Origin of the sequence: Rhizorhabdus antheiae (assembly GCF_049889055.1) — a bacterium.
GTDB lineage: Bacteria > Pseudomonadota > Alphaproteobacteria > Sphingomonadales > Sphingomonadaceae > Rhizorhabdus.
The window spans coordinates 289,371-304,845 of sequence record NZ_JBLTWO010000002.1 but is presented as its reverse complement, the minus strand read 5'-3'; the positions used below and the strand labels follow the sequence as shown (position 1 = coordinate 304,845).

General features: G+C 65.6%; 14 protein-coding genes. 4 read left to right on the top strand and 10 right to left on the bottom strand.

Annotation, left to right across the window (positions count from 1 at the left end; all coding sequences use genetic code 11):
• Position 1 precedes the first annotated feature (1 nt).
• The 7 genes from hflX to dusB form a co-directional block, all read right to left on the bottom strand.
• Positions 2-1,318 carry a GTPase HflX gene (hflX, locus tag ACNI3R_RS05865; RefSeq protein WP_426180738.1) on the bottom strand — a complete coding sequence of 439 codons (1,317 nt, stop codon included), beginning with the start codon at positions 1,316-1,318 and terminating at the stop codon, positions 2-4.
• Complete coding sequence (gene hfq, locus ACNI3R_RS05860; protein WP_426180737.1) at positions 1,315-1,797, bottom strand: RNA chaperone Hfq; 483 nt, start codon at positions 1,795-1,797, stop codon at positions 1,315-1,317. Before hfq ends, hflX begins: the two co-directional genes overlap by 4 nt.
• 175 nt (positions 1,798-1,972) lie before the next feature.
• Entirely contained in the window at positions 1,973-3,361 is a 1,389-nt protein-coding gene (gene ntrX / locus ACNI3R_RS05855; RefSeq protein ID WP_426180735.1) for a nitrogen assimilation response regulator NtrX, read from the bottom strand.
• Between the two features lie 3 nt (positions 3,362-3,364).
• Positions 3,365-5,623, bottom strand: a complete 2,259-nt coding sequence (locus ACNI3R_RS05850) for a sensor histidine kinase (RefSeq protein WP_426180733.1) — start codon at positions 5,621-5,623, stop codon at positions 3,365-3,367.
• A gap of 85 nt (positions 5,624-5,708) precedes the next feature.
• The gene (gene ntrC / locus ACNI3R_RS05845; RefSeq protein ID WP_426180732.1) at positions 5,709-7,169 is read right to left on the bottom strand and encodes a nitrogen regulation protein NR(I); all 1,461 of its coding nucleotides are present in this window, start codon (positions 7,167-7,169) and stop codon (positions 5,709-5,711) included.
• Positions 7,166-8,287, bottom strand: a complete 1,122-nt coding sequence (locus ACNI3R_RS05840) for a two-component system sensor histidine kinase NtrB (protein ID WP_426180729.1) — start codon at positions 8,285-8,287, stop codon at positions 7,166-7,168. Before ACNI3R_RS05840 ends, ntrC begins: the two co-directional genes overlap by 4 nt.
• Positions 8,263-9,264, bottom strand: coding sequence for a tRNA dihydrouridine synthase DusB (gene dusB, locus ACNI3R_RS05835; protein ID WP_426180728.1), 1,002 nt, complete (start codon positions 9,262-9,264; stop codon positions 8,263-8,265). Before dusB ends, ACNI3R_RS05840 begins: the two co-directional genes overlap by 25 nt.
• 125 nt (positions 9,265-9,389) lie before the next feature.
• Between dusB and ACNI3R_RS05830 the strand changes: the two genes are divergently transcribed.
• Both ACNI3R_RS05830 and ACNI3R_RS05825 read left to right on the top strand, forming a co-directional pair.
• Entirely contained in the window at positions 9,390-10,541 is a 1,152-nt protein-coding gene (locus ACNI3R_RS05830) for a bifunctional 2-C-methyl-D-erythritol 4-phosphate cytidylyltransferase/2-C-methyl-D-erythritol 2,4-cyclodiphosphate synthase (protein WP_426180727.1), read from the top strand.
• 13 nt (positions 10,542-10,554) lie between these two features.
• Positions 10,555-11,091 (top strand): CinA family protein, encoded by a 537-nt coding sequence (locus ACNI3R_RS05825; protein ID WP_426180726.1) that lies wholly within the window; start codon positions 10,555-10,557, stop codon positions 11,089-11,091.
• On the opposite strand, the gene ACNI3R_RS05820 is transcribed toward ACNI3R_RS05825, so the two are convergent.
• Positions 11,028-11,513, bottom strand: a complete 486-nt coding sequence (locus tag ACNI3R_RS05820) for a type II toxin-antitoxin system RatA family toxin (RefSeq protein ID WP_426180725.1) — start codon at positions 11,511-11,513, stop codon at positions 11,028-11,030. The genes ACNI3R_RS05825 and ACNI3R_RS05820 overlap by 64 nt on opposite strands.
• A gap of 1 nt (position 11,514) precedes the next feature.
• Positions 11,515-12,462, bottom strand: a complete 948-nt coding sequence (gene lipA / locus ACNI3R_RS05815) for a lipoyl synthase (protein WP_426180723.1) — start codon at positions 12,460-12,462, stop codon at positions 11,515-11,517.
• Positions 12,463-12,528: 66 nt separating this feature from the next.
• Between lipA and ACNI3R_RS05810 the strand changes: the two genes are divergently transcribed.
• A complete protein-coding gene (locus ACNI3R_RS05810; protein WP_426180721.1) occupies positions 12,529-13,161 on the top strand; it encodes a carbonic anhydrase in 633 nt (210 codons plus the stop codon).
• A gap of 72 nt (positions 13,162-13,233) precedes the next feature.
• Positions 13,234-13,641 (top strand): hypothetical protein, encoded by a 408-nt coding sequence (locus ACNI3R_RS05805; RefSeq protein ID WP_426180719.1) that lies wholly within the window; start codon positions 13,234-13,236, stop codon positions 13,639-13,641.
• A 57-nt stretch (positions 13,642-13,698) separates the two neighbouring features.
• On the opposite strand, the gene ettA is transcribed toward ACNI3R_RS05805, so the two are convergent.
• Positions 13,699-15,378 carry an energy-dependent translational throttle protein EttA gene (gene ettA, locus ACNI3R_RS05800; protein ID WP_426180717.1) on the bottom strand — a complete coding sequence of 560 codons (1,680 nt, stop codon included), beginning with the start codon at positions 15,376-15,378 and terminating at the stop codon, positions 13,699-13,701.
• Between the last annotated feature and the right edge of the window lie 97 nt (positions 15,379-15,475).

Below are 15,475 nucleotides of genomic sequence, written 5' to 3'. Positions count from 1 at the left end.
CTCAGCGCGCGTCGAAGCGCGCCAGGTCGGCATCGGACAGCCGCACTTCCAGGACCATCCGGTCGCCATCGACTTCCTGACCCAGCACTTCGCCATGCGCGTGGAGCCAGGCGATCGCGGCACCATCGCCGATCGGAACGGCAATAGTGCGGACACGATTGCCCACCGACAGCCGGTCTGACACGATCCGACGCAACTGCTCGACCCCGTCGCCCTGCAGCGCCGACAGGGTAATCACGTCCTCGCGCCGGATCGCTTCGGCCTCCATCGCCGATCGGGCTTCCGCGTCGAGCATATCGATCTTGTTCCAGACTTCCAGGATCGGCGCGCCCTCGCCCGCCTCCGCATCGGGTGCGCGCGGACCGACACCGATTTCGCCGAGCACCTTCAGCACATCGGCGGCCTGGGCGTCGCTGTCGGGATGGGCGATGTCGCGGACATGCAGGATGATGTCGGCGCCGGTGACCTCTTCGAGCGTGGCGCGAAAGGCAGCGACGAGCTGGGTCGGCAGATCGGAGACGAAGCCGACCGTATCCGACAGGATCGCCTTGTCGAGGCCCGGTAGCGAAATCTGCCGCATCGTCGGGTCGAGCGTCGCGAACAGCAGATCCTCGGCCATCACCTTGGCGCCGGTCATGCGGTTGAACAGCGTCGACTTGCCGGCATTGGTGTAGCCGACGAGCGCGATCACCGGCCAGGGTGCGCGCTGACGCCGGGCGCGGTGCAGCCCGCGCGTACGGCGAACCTGCTCGAGCTCACGCCGCAGCTTCGCCATCCGGTCGCGGATCAGCCGCCGGTCGGCTTCGATCTGGGTTTCGCCGGGACCGCCAAGAAAGCCGAAGCCGCCGCGTTGCCGTTCGAGGTGGGTCCAGCTGCGCACGAGGCGGCCGGCCTGATAGTCGAGATGGGCGAGTTCGACCTGCAGCCGCCCCTCGGCAGTCGCCGCGCGTTCGCCGAAGATTTCGAGGATCAGGCCGGTGCGGTCGATGACCTTGGCCTCGATCGCCTTTTCCAGATTGCGCTGTTGGATCGGGGTCAACGCCGCATCGACGACGAGAAGCTCGGCCTCGTCCTGCCGGATCGCCAGCGCGATCTGCTCGACCTGGCCCGAGCCGAACAACGTCGCAGGCTTCGGGTCGCGCAGCCGGAAGGCAAGCCTTCCGACCACGTCGATCCCGATTGCGGCGGCAAGTCCGGCGGCTTCACCGAGGCGCGCCTCGGCGGAGCGCGGATTGTCACCGGCACGCTCGGGCAGAGCCACGAGCGCTCGCGCGCCCCTGCTCAGCCCGTCGTCTTCGTCACGGTTGAAAACGCTCAATCGTCGTCCGAACCGTCGATCTCGGCCAGATTGATCGGATGGGCCGGCTGGACCGTCGAGATCGCATGCTTGTAGACGAGCTGGCTCAGCCCGTCGCGACGCAGCAGCATGCAGAACAGGTCATAGGCAGCGATTTCGCCCTGGAGCATAACACCGTTGACCAGGAACATCGTCACCGGCTCGCGGGTCTTGCGGACCGCGGACAGGAAGACTTCCTGGAGCAGGTGGGACTTCTTCTCTTCGAAGCCCTTGTCGATCTCGGTCATGTCGAGCGGATGCGCCGGCATGACGGTCGAGATCGCATGCTTGTAGATGAGCTGGGACTGGCCGTCGCGGCGGAGCAGGACGGAGAAATTGTCGAACCAGGTGATGATGCCCTGGAGCTTCACGCCCTTCACGAGAAACATCGTGACGGGGGTCTTGGTCTTACGGACCGAGTTGAGGAAGATATCCTGAAGATTATTGACCTTGTCGGCCATTGCCGGTCTCCGGTCTTGGCGGGTCATGGCCCGCTTCGTGCGCCGTTGCATGGCGTCGTGCCGCCCCCGCCCTATGCGGGGACGGTCGATGAATAGACGAGCGAAAGCCTGCCGTCTATCTCGCACATGCAACAAAAATCGATCCTTGCGACGGACCGATGCGGCCAACGGGCGATCAGGGCTCCTGTTCGTCGCGCGAGTCCACCAGCCCCAATGTCTTCAGCTTGCGGTGGAGGGCCGAGCGTTCCATCCCGATGAAGGCGGCGGTCTTCGAGATATTACCGGAAAAGCGTCGAATCTGGACGCGCAGATATTCGCGCTCGAACGTCTCCCGCGCCTCGCGCAGCGGCGTTCCCATGATCGAGCGCGCCGCCTCGCCGGGTGCCAGGCGCGCCTGATCGTTGAGCACTTCGGGGGGCAGCATGTCGAGTTCGATCTCGCCGATCCGGTCGCCGGGCGCCAATATCATCGTCCGCTCAACGATGTTGCGTAGCTGACGGACATTGCCCGGCCAGTCGTAGGTCTGCAGCGCGCCGACCGCGTCGGGGGTCACCGTCGGCGTCGGCAAGCGCCGCTCGGACGCGAAACGGGCAAGGAAATGCTCGACCAGCGCCGGGATGTCCTCGCGCCGCTCCGCCAGCGAGGGGATGTTCACCGGAACGACGTTCAGCCGATAGTAGAGGTCCTCTCGGAAGCGCCCCCCCTCGATCTCGTCGGCGAGGTTCCGAGCCGTCGCCGAGACGACGCGAACATCGACCTTGACGATCCGCTGGCCGCCGATCCGGCTGAACGCCTGCTCGGTCAGAACGCGCAAGATCTTCGCCTGAGTCGTCAGAGGCATGTCCGCGATCTCGTCGAGGAACAAGGTACCGCCATGCGCCTGTTCGAGCAGGCCGGGCCGCATAAGCTCGCCATTCTCCTCGACGCCGAACAGTTCTTCCTCGACGCGTTCGGGCTCCATTCGCGCCGCGCTAACGACGATGAAGGGCGCATTGGCGCGGTTGCTCCAGAGGTGAAGAAGGCGCGCCGCGACCTCCTTGCCGACGCCGGCTGGGCCGCTGATCAGCACCCGGCTGCCGGTCGCCGCCACGCGCTTCAGCGTCGCGCGGATGCCGTTGATCGCGCTCGAATTGCCGGTCAGTTCCTCTTCCTGGCCGATCTGCGCCTTGAGCGTCGCATTCTCGCGGCGCAGGCGGTCGGTCTCGGTCGCCCGACCGACCAGCAGCAGCAATTGCTCGGCTTCGAATGGCTTTTCGATGAAGTCGGCGGCACCCCGGCGGATCGCCGCGACGGCGGTGTCGAGATTGCCGTGACCGGAGATCATCAGCACCGGCAAGGTCGGATCGCGCCGCTTGATCTCGTCGAGCAGATCCAGCCCGTCGAGCCGCGAACCCTGCAACCAGACGTCGAGCAGGACCAGCGAGGGACGCCGCTCGTCCAGTGCGGCCAGCGCCGCGTCGCTGTCTGCCGCCGTTCGCGCGGCATAGCCTTCGTCCTCGAGCACACCCGCAACCAGATCGCGGATATCGGCCTCATCGTCGACGATCAGGATTTCCAGAGCCATGCGTCAAGCGGTTCCACTTCTCTTGAGGGACGGGAATTTGTCGTCTTCGCCATCATGACCTAGCCGGTCTTCGGACGCGGTGGCGATGGTTGCCAGCGCGTCCTGATCGAAATCGAGATCGACGATGGTACCGCCGCCGGGCCGGTCCCGCAGCGACAAGGTGCCGAGATGGTCCTCGACGATCTTGCGGACGATGGCGAGGCCGAGACCGGTGCCACGCTTGCGCGTCGTCATATAGGGTTCGGTCAGGCGATCACGCTCGACCGGGAGGCCGGGCCCGTTATCGGCGAGCACGATCCTGAGCCGCCCTTCCCCGACGCGGATCGTCATCGCGATGACGCCCGGTGCATGCTGCTCGGGATTCTCCTCGATCGCCTCGACCGCGTTCTTCACGAGATTGGTCAGCGCCTGGCCCAGCTGGCGGCGGTCGCAGACCATCGTCGGCGCAAGATCTTCGCTGTCGAGACTGAAGCTGATCGCCGGATGCGCGACCTCGTGCAGGAACATCGCCTGACGCGCGATGTCGACGATCGCCTCTTCGCGGAAGGCCGGCTTGGGCATTCGGGCAAAGGACGAAAATTCGTCGACGATGCGTCGCATGTCGCCGACCTGGCGGACGATCGTCGCGGTAAGCTGGGCGAACACGCCCGGATCGGAACTGATCTCCTTGCCATAACGTCGCTGCAGACGTTCGGCGGCGAGCTGGATGGGGGTCAGCGGATTCTTGATTTCATGCGCGATCCTGCGCGCGACGTCGGCCCAGGCGGCGCGGCGCTGGTCGGCAAGGCGCTGGGTGATGTCGTCGAAGGTGAGCACGCGCGCGCCCTCGGCCGCGACCGATCGCACGGCCAGCGTCCTCGGTTCGCCTGCGATCACGGTCTGTACCACCACCTCGCGATTGCCACTGTCGAGAACGCGATCGAGTTCGGCGCTGATCTCGACCAGCGGTCGGCCTTCGACCGGTTCCTGCAGGTCGAGCATGGTACGGCCTGACGGGTTGACGAGGGTAACAAGGCGCTGGCTGTCGACCGAGACGATCCCCGCGGTGACGCCCGAGAGCACCGCTTCGATGAAGGCGCTGCGATCCTCGAGCTGGCTGTTCGCGGCGACAAGAGCGCCCGTCTGCTCGCCCAGTTTGCGGGTCATGCGGTTGAACGCGCTGCCAAGCGTACCGACCTCGTCCGAACTGGGAGAAATATGGACCCGCGCCGACAGATCGCCAGCCGCAACGCGACGCGCCGCCGACACCAGCTCGTTGACTGGCCGCACCAGCCGGTCGGCCACACGCATCGCGACCCAGATGGCCACGCCGAGAATGGCGAGCGCCATGATCATCAGCAGGATGTTGAAGCGCAGCTGCAAGGCCCGCGCGCGATCGATCGTGGCCACATAATCGCCGAGCGCCGAACGCGCGCGGACCGCCTGCGCCAGTACGTCGGGTGCCGCCTGCCGCGAGATGTAGAGATAGGTCCGGCTTGCCCCGTCGAGCAGGATAGTGCCCTCGATGCGGTCGCCCGCTTCGGCGGTGATGCGCGGCTGACCGCCCTGCAGAAAGGGGATCGTCGCGGGTGGAAGCCGCTTGTCGAGAGCGCGCTTGTCGAGATTGGCCAGCGCGATCAGCTGGGGCGTCCCAGCGCTGTCGATGTTGATGATCGCGGCCTCGGACAGGCCGCGATAGGCGATCTGCCGGGCAAATTCTGTCGCGAAGCGGGGGTCGTCGATGGTCGTCGCGGACAGGAAATAGCGAAGGTCGCCCGACATCGCGGTGATGTCGCCCAGCAGCCGCTCCTTGCTCTCGGTGACATAGGCCTGCGCGACCCGCTCGGAGCTTCGCAGCACGACCCGCGCCTTGTCGGAGAACCAGAATTGCGTGCCGAGCTGGAACAACAGCGACGCGAACACGACGACGAGCAAGGTCGGGACGGTCGCGATCAGCGAGAAGAAGGCGACCAGCCGGACGTGGAGCCGCCCTCTGCTCCCAAGCTCCGACTGCGAAGCGCGATAGATGGCGACGCGCCGCGCGATCAGCACCATCAGGCTCATGAACGCCAGCAGATTGGCGCCGAGCAGGAGGGTCGCGAAGGTCGGAGAGATCGGCACCTGCGGCCGACCGCTGGCCGCGATGATACGATAGCTGGCGATGAGGATCAGCAGCGTCGCGATCGGAGTCGCGATCTCGATCAAAGGCATCAGGCGGTGCAGCCGCCAGGCCATGACCAGCCGTCGCCGCACGCGTGTCAATGTCGGGCCGGGAAACGCCATCGTGGCCGGGTTACCACAACAGCGTGGCTTCGGGAACACAGTGACGTCGCACGCGCGCAACGCCATGTCGCGCCGCGACCGCAGGTCAGTCGGAGCGTTTTGCCGCCAGCGCGTCGATCCCCAAATCGGTCAGCTTCTTGCGCAACGTATTGCGGTTGATCCCCAAAAGCCGCGCCGCGCGCAGCTGATTGCCTTTGACCGCCGCCAGGGTAAGCCGCAGCAACGGGCGTTCCATCTCGGCCAGCACCCGATCGTAGAGACCATCCGGTGGCAGATCGCGGCCGAAGCCGGAAAAATAGCTCGCCAGATGCTGGCCCACCGCATCCGCCAGCCCAGCGGCGCTCACCATGGCAGTGGAGGCGGCGAAGTCCGTCGGCTGCTGTTGGTGCAACTGTTGCTCGACGAGGCTCGCGGTGATCACATCCTCGCGGCTGAGCACGGCGAGGCGCCGCATCAGATTTTCAAGCTCGCGGACATTGCCCGGCCAGCCATGCTGCATGAGTCGCGTCACCGCTCCCGGATCGAGCGCCTTGCGCGGCAGCCCGTCAGCCGCCGCCCGATCGAGAAAGAAGCGCGCCAGTTCGCCGATATCCTCGCCGCGCTGGCGCAGCGACGGGAGCCTGATCGGGACAACGTTGAGACGGTAATAGAGATCTTCGCGAAAGCCTCCGTCGGCGATCAGCCGGGGAAGGTCCTTGTGGGTCGCCGCGATGATGCGGACGTCGGCCTTGATCGATCGGGTGCCACCGACGGTCGTGAACTCGCCGGCCTGGAGCACGCGCAGAAGCCGGGTCTGCGCCTCCATCGGCATGTCACCGATCTCGTCGAGGAAGAGCGTTCCGCCCTGCGCCTGTTCGAAGCGGCCCGCCGACCGCGCCTGCGCGCCGGTGAAGGCCCCGCGCTCATGCCCGAACAGCTCGGATTCGATCAGCTCGCGCGGGATCGCGGCCATGTTAATGGCGACGAATGGCGCCGCAGAGCGCGGGCCGAAGTCATGGATGGCGCGGGCGACCAGTTCCTTGCCGGTGCCGGACTCGCCCAGAACCAGCACCGTAAGGTCGTTGGCCACGACGCGGGCAATGGTTCTGTACACCTCCTGCATTGGCGGGGAGCGGCCGATCAGCGGCAAGTCCTCGGTCGCCTCGCTCGCCGCCGCCGCGGCACTGCTCGCAGCCCGCGCCGCCAGCGCATCGGAAACGGCCCGGGCCAGTTCGCCGAGATCGAACGGCTTGGGCAGATAATCGAACGCGCCTTGCTCGGTCGCGCGCAAGGCGGTCGTGAAGGTGTTCTGCGCCGACAGCACGATGACCGGAAGCCCCGGATCCTTGGCGAGCATCTCCGGGATGACATCGAGCCCGTTGCCATCGGGCAGCATCACGTCGGTGACGAGCACCTGCGGGTCGAAGCTGGCGAACAGGCGCCGCTGGTCGGCCACCGAGGCGGCCGTCTCGACCACATGCCCCGCCCGCCGCAACGCCTCACGGACCACGGTGCGGATCGCCGCATCGTCATCCACCACCAATATACGCCCGCCAACGCCACTCATGCCATGACCCTCGCCCTGGGGAGGAGAAGGCGGAAGACCGTCTTCGGGGGAAGCCCCTCCCGCGCATATTCGATGATGCCGCCCTGATCGGCGACGAGCTTCTCGACCAGTGCCAGGCCCAGCCCGCTCCCGCTGCGTTTGGTTGTGACAAACGGATCGAACAAATGCCCCTCGATCTCCGGCGGCGCGCCAGGCCCCTCGTCGATCACGCACAGTTCGATCGGCAGCGGCTGGCGGGCGTTCCCGTCGGCACGGCGCATCGAGACGCCATGCCGATAGGCCGTGGTCAGGGTGATAGCACCTGGCATCGCTTCCATCGCCTCGGCAGCGTTCTTCAACAGGTTGATCAAAATCTGGATGAGCGAATCCCGGTGGCCGAGCACAGCCGGCAGAGAGGGATCATAGATTTCACGGATCACACGTCCCTTGGCGAACCCCTGCAGTGCGACTTCGCGGGCATGGCCCAGGATCGCATGGATGTTCTGCGGCGTCATCTCCATCGGCCGCGTGTCGGTGAAGCCCTGCATGCGGTCGATCAGCGCAGCCACGCGATCGACCTCTTCGCGGATCAGCCGGGTAAGCGCGCGCGACTCTTCGTCGCAGGTCGACTCAAGCAATTGGGCCGCGCCTCGCACCGCCGAAAGCGGGTTCTTGATCTCATGCGCGAGCATCGCGGCGGCGGCGACGGCGGTGCGGGTACCACCCTCGCGATCAACGGAACGTGCGCCGATGGCGCTGCGCGCATGAGCGTGGATCGAAACGGTCCGCCACCCCGCCCGCTCGGGCAGCGGCGCCACCATCAGGTCGACACGCATGCGCCGGCCGAGCGGAACGACGATTTCAAGGTCATAGGCCGCGAAGGGTGCGTCGCTGGGCATCGACGTCAGCGGATGACCGATAGCGTCGAACACCGGCCTGGCGACGATCTGGTTCCGACTGAGGTTGAACAGCGATTCGCAGGCCGCATTGAGATCGACGACGATCCCGTCGGGATCGATTACCAGAACGGCCGTCGCCATCGCCGCCAGCGTCTCGGCCGGCGATGGCGCGTCGGCGGCTACCCGGGGGACCGCCCCGCGTTTCGCCATACGCATCAGGCCGCCGCGCGGGAGAGCCACGGTGCGTAGAACTCACCGAGCATCGCGATGACGCGCGCCGGATCGGCCTCCTGATTGACCTTGTTGCGGAACTCGGCGGATCCGGTGAGACCCTTGGTGTACCAGCCGATATGCTTGCGGGCCATATTGACCCCGACGTCCTTGCCGTAGAGTTCGAGCATCTCGTGATAATGCGCGAGAATGACGTGATATTGCTCTTCAATCGTGGGGTCTGCCCTGCGCTCTCCCGTCGCGAAGAAATGCATCACCTGCGACAATAGCCAGGGGCGGCCATAGGCGCCGCGACCAATCATCAGACCATCGGCGCCCGACAGTTCGATGGCGGTGATCGCGTCGTCGATCGAGCAGATATCGCCGTTGACGATGACCGGGATCGAGACCGCCTCTTTGACCCGGCGCACGAAGGCCCAGTCGGCGCTGCCCTTGTACATCTGGTTGCGCGTACGGCCATGGACCGTGATCATCTTCACGCCGACATCCTCGGCGATGCGGGCGATCTCGGGCGCGTTCAGGCTGTCATGATCCCAGCCCATCCGCATCTTGAGCGTCACCGGCACGTCGACTGCGGCCACCGTCGCCTTGACGATCTCGACCGCAAGATCGGGGGTCCGCATCAGCGCCGATCCCGCATCGCCATTGACGACCTTGCGCACGGGGCAGCCCATGTTGATGTCGATGATGGCAGCACCACGATCCTGGCTCAGCTTCGCCGCCTCCCCCATTTCCTTGGGGGTGCAGCCGACCAGCTGCATCGAGACGGGCTCCTCCGACGGATCCCACAGCGCCTTCTGCAGCGACTGGCGGGTTTCGCGGATCGCGGCCTGGCTGGCGATCATCTCGGTGACGTTCAGCCCCGAACCATAGCCGCGCACGACCCGCCGGAAGGGCAGATCGCTGACGCCCGTCATGGGCGCGAGGATGACCGGGCTGTCGATCCGAACGGGACCGATCTGAATGGGACGCAATGTGGGTGTCATGGCTGCCATGTTGCCTAAAAAAGCAGCACTCCCCTAGCCGCATATCGCCTGCGGAGCAAGCTGGCCGCATGAGCGACGTCACGGGCGCTTTACCTGCGAGGCCGGGCATCCTAAAGCGCCGACCGATGAACGGCGCGCCCCGCATAGCAGCCTTGATCGTCGCAGCCGGGCGCGGCGTGCGCAGCGGCAGCGAGATACCCAAGCAATATCGCGAACTGGCAGGGAAGCCGGTGCTGCGCCACGCGATCGATTCCCTGCTGAATCATCCCCGCATCGACGTCGTCCAGGTGGTGATCGGTGAAGGCCAGGAGTCGCTCTATGCGTCTGCGATAGCCGGTGCGCGCCTGCCCCCGCCGGTGATCGGCGGCGCGACCCGGCGCGACTCTGTCCTTGCCGGCCTCGCCGCCTGCGACGCCGACATCGTCCTTATCCACGACGCCGCGCGCCCCTTCGTTCCCGCTGCGGTGATCGAGCGGCTGCTCGCTGCGTTCGACGATCACGACGGAGCGATTGCCGCGCTCCCCGTGGTGGATACGCTGGCCAGAGGCGACGGGCTGCTGGGTGACACGGTCTCGCGTGACGCGCTGTGGCGCATCCAGACGCCGCAGGCCTTCCGGCGCGCCGATATCATCGCCGCGCACCAGGCCTGGCCGGCGGACCGCGAAGCGACCGACGATGCCCAGGTGGCACGCGCCGCCGGTTTCCGCATTGCCGTGGTGGAGGGGGATCGCACCCTGGAAAAACTGACCTATGCCGCCGATTTCGACGCGGCTGCCGAGAGGTTTCCGATGATCAGCCGGTCCGCCTCGGGCTTCGATGTCCACGCCTTTGCCGCGGGCGATCGCGTCCATCTGGGCGGCGTCGCCATCCCGCACAGCCATGGCCTTGCCGGGCATAGCGATGCGGATGTCGCCCTCCACGCTCTGACTGACGCCCTTCTAGGCACGATCGCGGCGGGCGACATCGGCAGCCATTTCCCGCCGAGCGATCCGCAATGGAAGGGCGCGGACTCGGAGTTGTTCCTGAACCATGCCCGGTCGCTGGTCGCCGAGGCCGGCGGGATCATCGACTTCGTCGACCTCACCATCATCTGCGAGGCCCCCAAAGTCGGGCCGCACCGCGCCGCGATCCGGACGAATATCGCCCGCATCCTCGGCCTTTCCGAAGCGCAGGTGAGCGTGAAGGCCACCACGACCGAGCGGCTGGGCTTCACCGGTCGCAAGGAAGGCATAGCCGCGCAGGCCATCGCGACGATAAGGGTGCCTCAGCCGATATGAACGGAACCGCCGCATGACCGACAAGATCGACAGCCTTCTCCCGCCGGAACTGCTCGAAGCCGCCCGTCGCGTGGTGGATGCGAACCGTGCCGCCGGACGCCGGATCGCGCTTGCCGAGAGCTGCACCGGGGGCCTCGTCGCCGCAGCGATCACGGAGATTGCGGGGTCGTCTGACGTTCTCGGTTCAAGCTTTGTCACCTACTCGAACGAGGCGAAGGTCGCGATGCTTGGCGTCCCGTTCGAGATGATCGAGACCTTCGGCGCCGTCTCGATCGCGGTCGCCTGGGCGATGGCGCGCGGCGCGCAGGAGCGCAGCGACGCCGACATCGCCGTAGCGATCACCGGAGTTGCGGGTCCCGGTGGCGGCAGCGACAGGAAGCCGGTCGGCACGGTTGTGTTCGGCCGCGCGATCAAGGGTGCCGATCCGGAGGACATCGCCGCCGACAAGCGGCATTTCGGTGATCTGGGACGCGGCGGCGTCCGTCTTCAGGCGGCGCTGTGCGCGCTGGAACTGCTGATGCCGGGAGCGTCGCTCGAAGGGACCCCATAGAGCTTGGCGGCGCGCTCCTCGAACGCGCCGATCATCATGCGCAGCGCCCGGTCGAACACCTGCCCCGCGACCATCTCGAAAAGACGCGACTTGAACTCGAACTCGATCGAGAAGTCGACCAGCGTCCCGCCCTTCCCGTCCGGCGCGAAGGTCCAGTCGTTACGCAGATATTTGAGCGGTCCGTCGAGATAGTCGACATGGATGCTCTCGGGGCGCTGCTTGGTGACCTTCGATGTGAATTTCTCCCGCAACGCCTTGAAGCCCACCATCAGGTCAGCGATCATCTCGGTCTCGCTGTCCGATCGCACGCGTACCGCCGACACCCAGGGCAGAAACTGTCCATAGGATGCGACGTCGGCCACCAGATCGAATATCTGCTCCGGGCGGTAAGGGAGCGTCCGGACCTCGTGATGCCTCGGCATATCAGGCCGCCGGAACCGCCTTGCGCGCCAGTTCCGCGTTGCGGGCATCGCGCATCTTCGCGAAATCCTCACCGGCGTGGTAGCTGGAGCGGGTCAGCGGCGTCGCCGCCACCAGCAGAAAGCCCTTGGCGCGCGCGATCGCCGCATAGGCCTCGAACGTCTTTGGCGTCACGAACTCCGCCACCTTGGCATGCTTCGGCGTCGGCTGCAGATATTGGCCCATCGTGATAAAGTCGATGTCGGCCGAGCGCATGTCGTCCATTACCTGGTGGACCTCCAGCCGCTCCTCGCCGAGGCCGACCATGATGCCCGACTTGGTGAAGATCGTCGGGTCAAGCCGCTTGACCGACTCCAGCAGGCGCAGCGAGGCGTAATAGCGCGCACCGGGGCGGATCGTCGGGTAGAGCCTCGGGACCGTTTCCAGATTGTGATTATAAACGTCGGGCCGCGCGGCCACGATCATTTCGATCGCCGCGTCGGCCTTGTTGCGGAAATCCGGGGTCAGGATTTCGATAGTCGTGGCGGGTGTCGTGCGGCGCAGCGCCTCGATCACCTTGACGAAGTGGCGTGCGCCGCCATCGGGCAGATCGTCGCGGTCGACCGACGTCACGACGATATGCTCGAGGCCCAGTTCGGCAGCGGCATCGGCGACATGCTGCGGCTCGAGCGGGTCGACCGCGCGCGGCATGCCGGTCTTCACGTTGCAGAAGGCGCACGCCCGGGTGCAGGTGTCGCCCAGGATCATCACCGTCGCGTGTTTCTTCGTCCAGCACTCGCCGATGTTCGGGCAAGCCGCTTCCTCGCACACCGTCGCCAGGTTGAGGCGGCGCATGAGAGATTTGGTGTCGGCAAAGGCCTTCCCCATCGGCGCTTTCACCCGGATCCAGTCCGGCTTGCGCTGCTTGACGACGGCGGATGGGGTGGCGGGCGTGGGCAGAGGTTCGCTCATGGCCGTTCAGATAGGCGATGAGTCGACCACTTGCCAGCCCCCATCACCGCGACTAGTCCAATGGCCATGACCGACTTTACCGGATTGATCGCAGGCTATCGCCGCTTCAAGAGCAATGGCTGGACCCAGCAGCGCGAGCGCTGGAGCCAGCTTGCCGATGGCCAGAGTCCCAAGTTGATGGTCATCGCCTGTTCGGACAGCCGGGTCGATCCCACGATCATCTTCGACACCTCTCCCGGCGAAATCTTCGTCGTGCGCAATGTCGCCAACATGGTCCCGCCATTCGAAACGTCGCCGGGCCATCATGGCGTGTCGGCCGCGCTGGAGTTCGCGGTGACGCAGCTCGAAGTGCCCGAAATCGTCGTGCTCGGCCACCAGAGCTGCGGCGGCTGCGCCGCCGCCCTGAGCCACCGCTTCATCGATGCGGAGCCCGGCAAGGGCGGTTTCATCTCCGACTGGGTCTCGTTGCTCGATGAGGCGCGCGAGCGGGTGCTGGCGGAACATGGCGACGGCGATGGCGCCCAGCGCGCCATGGAGTTCGAAGCCGTAAAGGTGTCGATCGCCAATCTACGGACCTTCCCCTTCATCCCCGCCCGCGAAAATGCGGGAACGCTCAAGATCCACGGCGCCTATTTCGCCGTGGCGGACGGTATCCTCCATCTGCTCGACGAGAGCAGCGGCGAGTTCGCTCCGGCCTGATCGGCCGCAGGAACAGCGACGACATCGATTGGTTTAACTCTTCAGCATCCAGTGATGTTGAGGAGATCTACCATGACCATGCGTATACTGCTTGCCACTGCGGCGATGGCCGTGCTTGTGCCCGCTGCCGGTCAGGCTCAGCAGACCAGCGCCGCGATTGCCGCGACGGCAGAAATGCCGGAAACCAGGGCACTGAATAACGGCGTCAATCAGGCGATCGTCGAGACCAAGACCGCCAATGCGGTGGCGATGGCGCAGGCCGATATCAACCAGCAGGACTATGAAGCCGACAAGGCAGCCTATGCCAAGGCGATGCGGCAATATCGTCGCGACGTGATGGCTACCGATGCCAGCTTTGCCCGCCAGCAGGATGCCTATGCCATGGCGATGCGCGATTGGCGGGCGCAGGTCGTGATGTGCAAGAAGGGCCATCAGAGCGCGTGCAACCTGCCGACGCCCGATCCGCGCAATTACATGTAATCCGGCAAGGACAGGATGAAGAAAGGGCCGGCCCCGGCGGGTCGGCCCTTTCTCTGTTCAGCGGGTGAGCTTCTTGTAGGCGCCCGAGCCCGGCCGGTCGGCGGCGTCGCCGAGACGGCGGCGCTTGTCTTCCTCATAGCTCTCGAAATTGCCTTCGAACCACTCGACATGCCCATTGCCCTCGAAGGCGAGGATATGGGTCGCGAGACGATCGAGGAAGAAGCGATCGTGGCTGATGACCACGGCGCAGCCGGCGAAATTCTCCAGCGCATCCTCAAGTGCGCGCAGGGTCTCGACGTCAAGGTCGTTGGTCGGCTCGTCGAGCAGGAGCACATTGCCGCCCTTGCGCAGCATCTTGGCCATGTGCACGCGGTTACGCTCACCGCCTGACAGCTGGCCGACCTTCTTCTGCTGGTCGGGTCCCTTGAAGTTGAACGCGCCGACATAGGCACGGGTCGACATCTCGAACTTGCCCACGGTCATGATGTCATGACCCTCCGATACTTCCTCCCAGACATTCTTGTTGGGGTCGAGGGCGTCGCGGCTCTGGTCGACGAAGCCGAGCTTGACGGTCGGGCCGATGTCGATCGAGCCGGCGTCGGGGGTTTCCTGCCCGGTGATCAGGCGGAACAGCGTCGTCTTGCCGGCGCCGTTGGGACCGATCACGCCGACGATTCCGCCCGGCGGCAGCGTGAAATCGAGCCCTTCGAACAGCTTCTTGTCGCCATAGGACTTGGTCAGCCCCTTGGCCTCGATCACCTTGCCACCAAGACGCTCGGGGGTCTGGATGACGATCTGCGCCTTGCCGGGCGCGCGGTTGTTCTGCTTCTCGACCAGTTCGTCGAACGCGCGGATACGCGCCTTGGACTTGGTCTGGCGCGCCTTGGGGCTCTGCCGGATCCACTCGAGCTCTTCCTTGATCGCTTTCTGGCGACCGGCGTCCTCGCGCTCTTCCTGCTCCATCCGCTTCGCCTTGGCGTCGAGCCAGGAGGAGTAGTTGCCCTCATAGGGGATGCCACGGCCGCGATCGAGTTCGAGCACCCAGCCGACGACATTGTCGAGGAAGTAGCGATCGTGGGTGACGAGGATGACGTTGCCCGGATAGTCGACCAGATGCTGTTCGAGCCAGGCGACGCTCTCCGCGTCGAGGTGGTTGGTCGGTTCGTCGAGCAGCAGGATATCGGGCTTCTCGAGCAGCAGCCGGCACAGCGCGACGCGGCGCTTCTCACCGCCCGAGAGGCCGGTCACCGAAAGGTCGCCCGGCGGGCAGCGCAGCGCTTCCATCGCGATTTCGAGCTGGTTGTCGAGCGTCCAGCCGTCGACGGCGTCGATCTTCTCCTGGAGAACACCCATCTCCTCCAACAGGGCGTCGAAGTCGGTATCGTCCTTCGGATCGCCCATCTCGGCCGAGATCGCATTGAAGCGGTCGATCATGTCCGCGACATCGCGAACGCCATCCATGACGTTCTGCTTGACCGTCTTGTCCGGATCGAGCTGCGGCTCCTGCGGCAGATAGCCGACGCTGACGCCCTCGGCGGCCCAGGCTTCGCCCGAATAGTCGGTATCGATGCCCGCCATGACCTTCATCAAGGTCGACTTGCCGGCGCCGTTGACGCCGATGATCGCGATCTTCGTCCCCGGCAGGAACTGCAGGTGGATATTGTTGAACAGCGGCTTGTTGGCGCCGGGGAAGGTCTTGGTCAGACCCTTCATGACGAAACTATATTGCACGGCCATCGGTCGCGAACCTCGTTGGGCTGATCAGGCTGGAAAATGTCGGTCGCCACTAACCGACGCGGGCCCGATTGGCAAATGCGGACCGGCTCGCTAGCTT

Bases quoted from the DNA above. Each gene is read 5' to 3' on its own strand.
- hfq (WP_426180737.1), bottom strand. From the start codon at position 1,797: ATGGCCGACAAGGTCAATAATCTTCAGGATATCTTCCTCAACTCGGTC.
- ntrX (WP_426180735.1), bottom strand. From the start codon at position 3,361: ATGGCTCTGGAAATCCTGATCGTCGACGATGAGGCCGATATCCGCGAT.
- ACNI3R_RS05850 (WP_426180733.1), bottom strand. From the start codon at position 5,623: ATGGCGTTTCCCGGCCCGACATTGACACGCGTGCGGCGACGGCTGGTC.
- ntrC (WP_426180732.1), bottom strand. From the start codon at position 7,169: ATGAGTGGCGTTGGCGGGCGTATATTGGTGGTGGATGACGATGCGGCG.
- dusB (WP_426180728.1), bottom strand. From the start codon at position 9,264: ATGACACCCACATTGCGTCCCATTCAGATCGGTCCCGTTCGGATCGAC.
- ACNI3R_RS05830 (WP_426180727.1), top strand. From the start codon at position 9,390: ATGAACGGCGCGCCCCGCATAGCAGCCTTGATCGTCGCAGCCGGGCGC.
- ACNI3R_RS05825 (WP_426180726.1), top strand. From the start codon at position 10,555: ATGACCGACAAGATCGACAGCCTTCTCCCGCCGGAACTGCTCGAAGCC.
- ACNI3R_RS05820 (WP_426180725.1), bottom strand. From the start codon at position 11,513: ATGCCGAGGCATCACGAGGTCCGGACGCTCCCTTACCGCCCGGAGCAG.
- lipA (WP_426180723.1), bottom strand. From the start codon at position 12,462: ATGAGCGAACCTCTGCCCACGCCCGCCACCCCATCCGCCGTCGTCAAG.
- ACNI3R_RS05810 (WP_426180721.1), top strand. From the start codon at position 12,529: ATGACCGACTTTACCGGATTGATCGCAGGCTATCGCCGCTTCAAGAGC.
- ACNI3R_RS05805 (WP_426180719.1), top strand. From the start codon at position 13,234: ATGACCATGCGTATACTGCTTGCCACTGCGGCGATGGCCGTGCTTGTG.
- ettA (WP_426180717.1), bottom strand. From the start codon at position 15,378: ATGGCCGTGCAATATAGTTTCGTCATGAAGGGTCTGACCAAGACCTTC.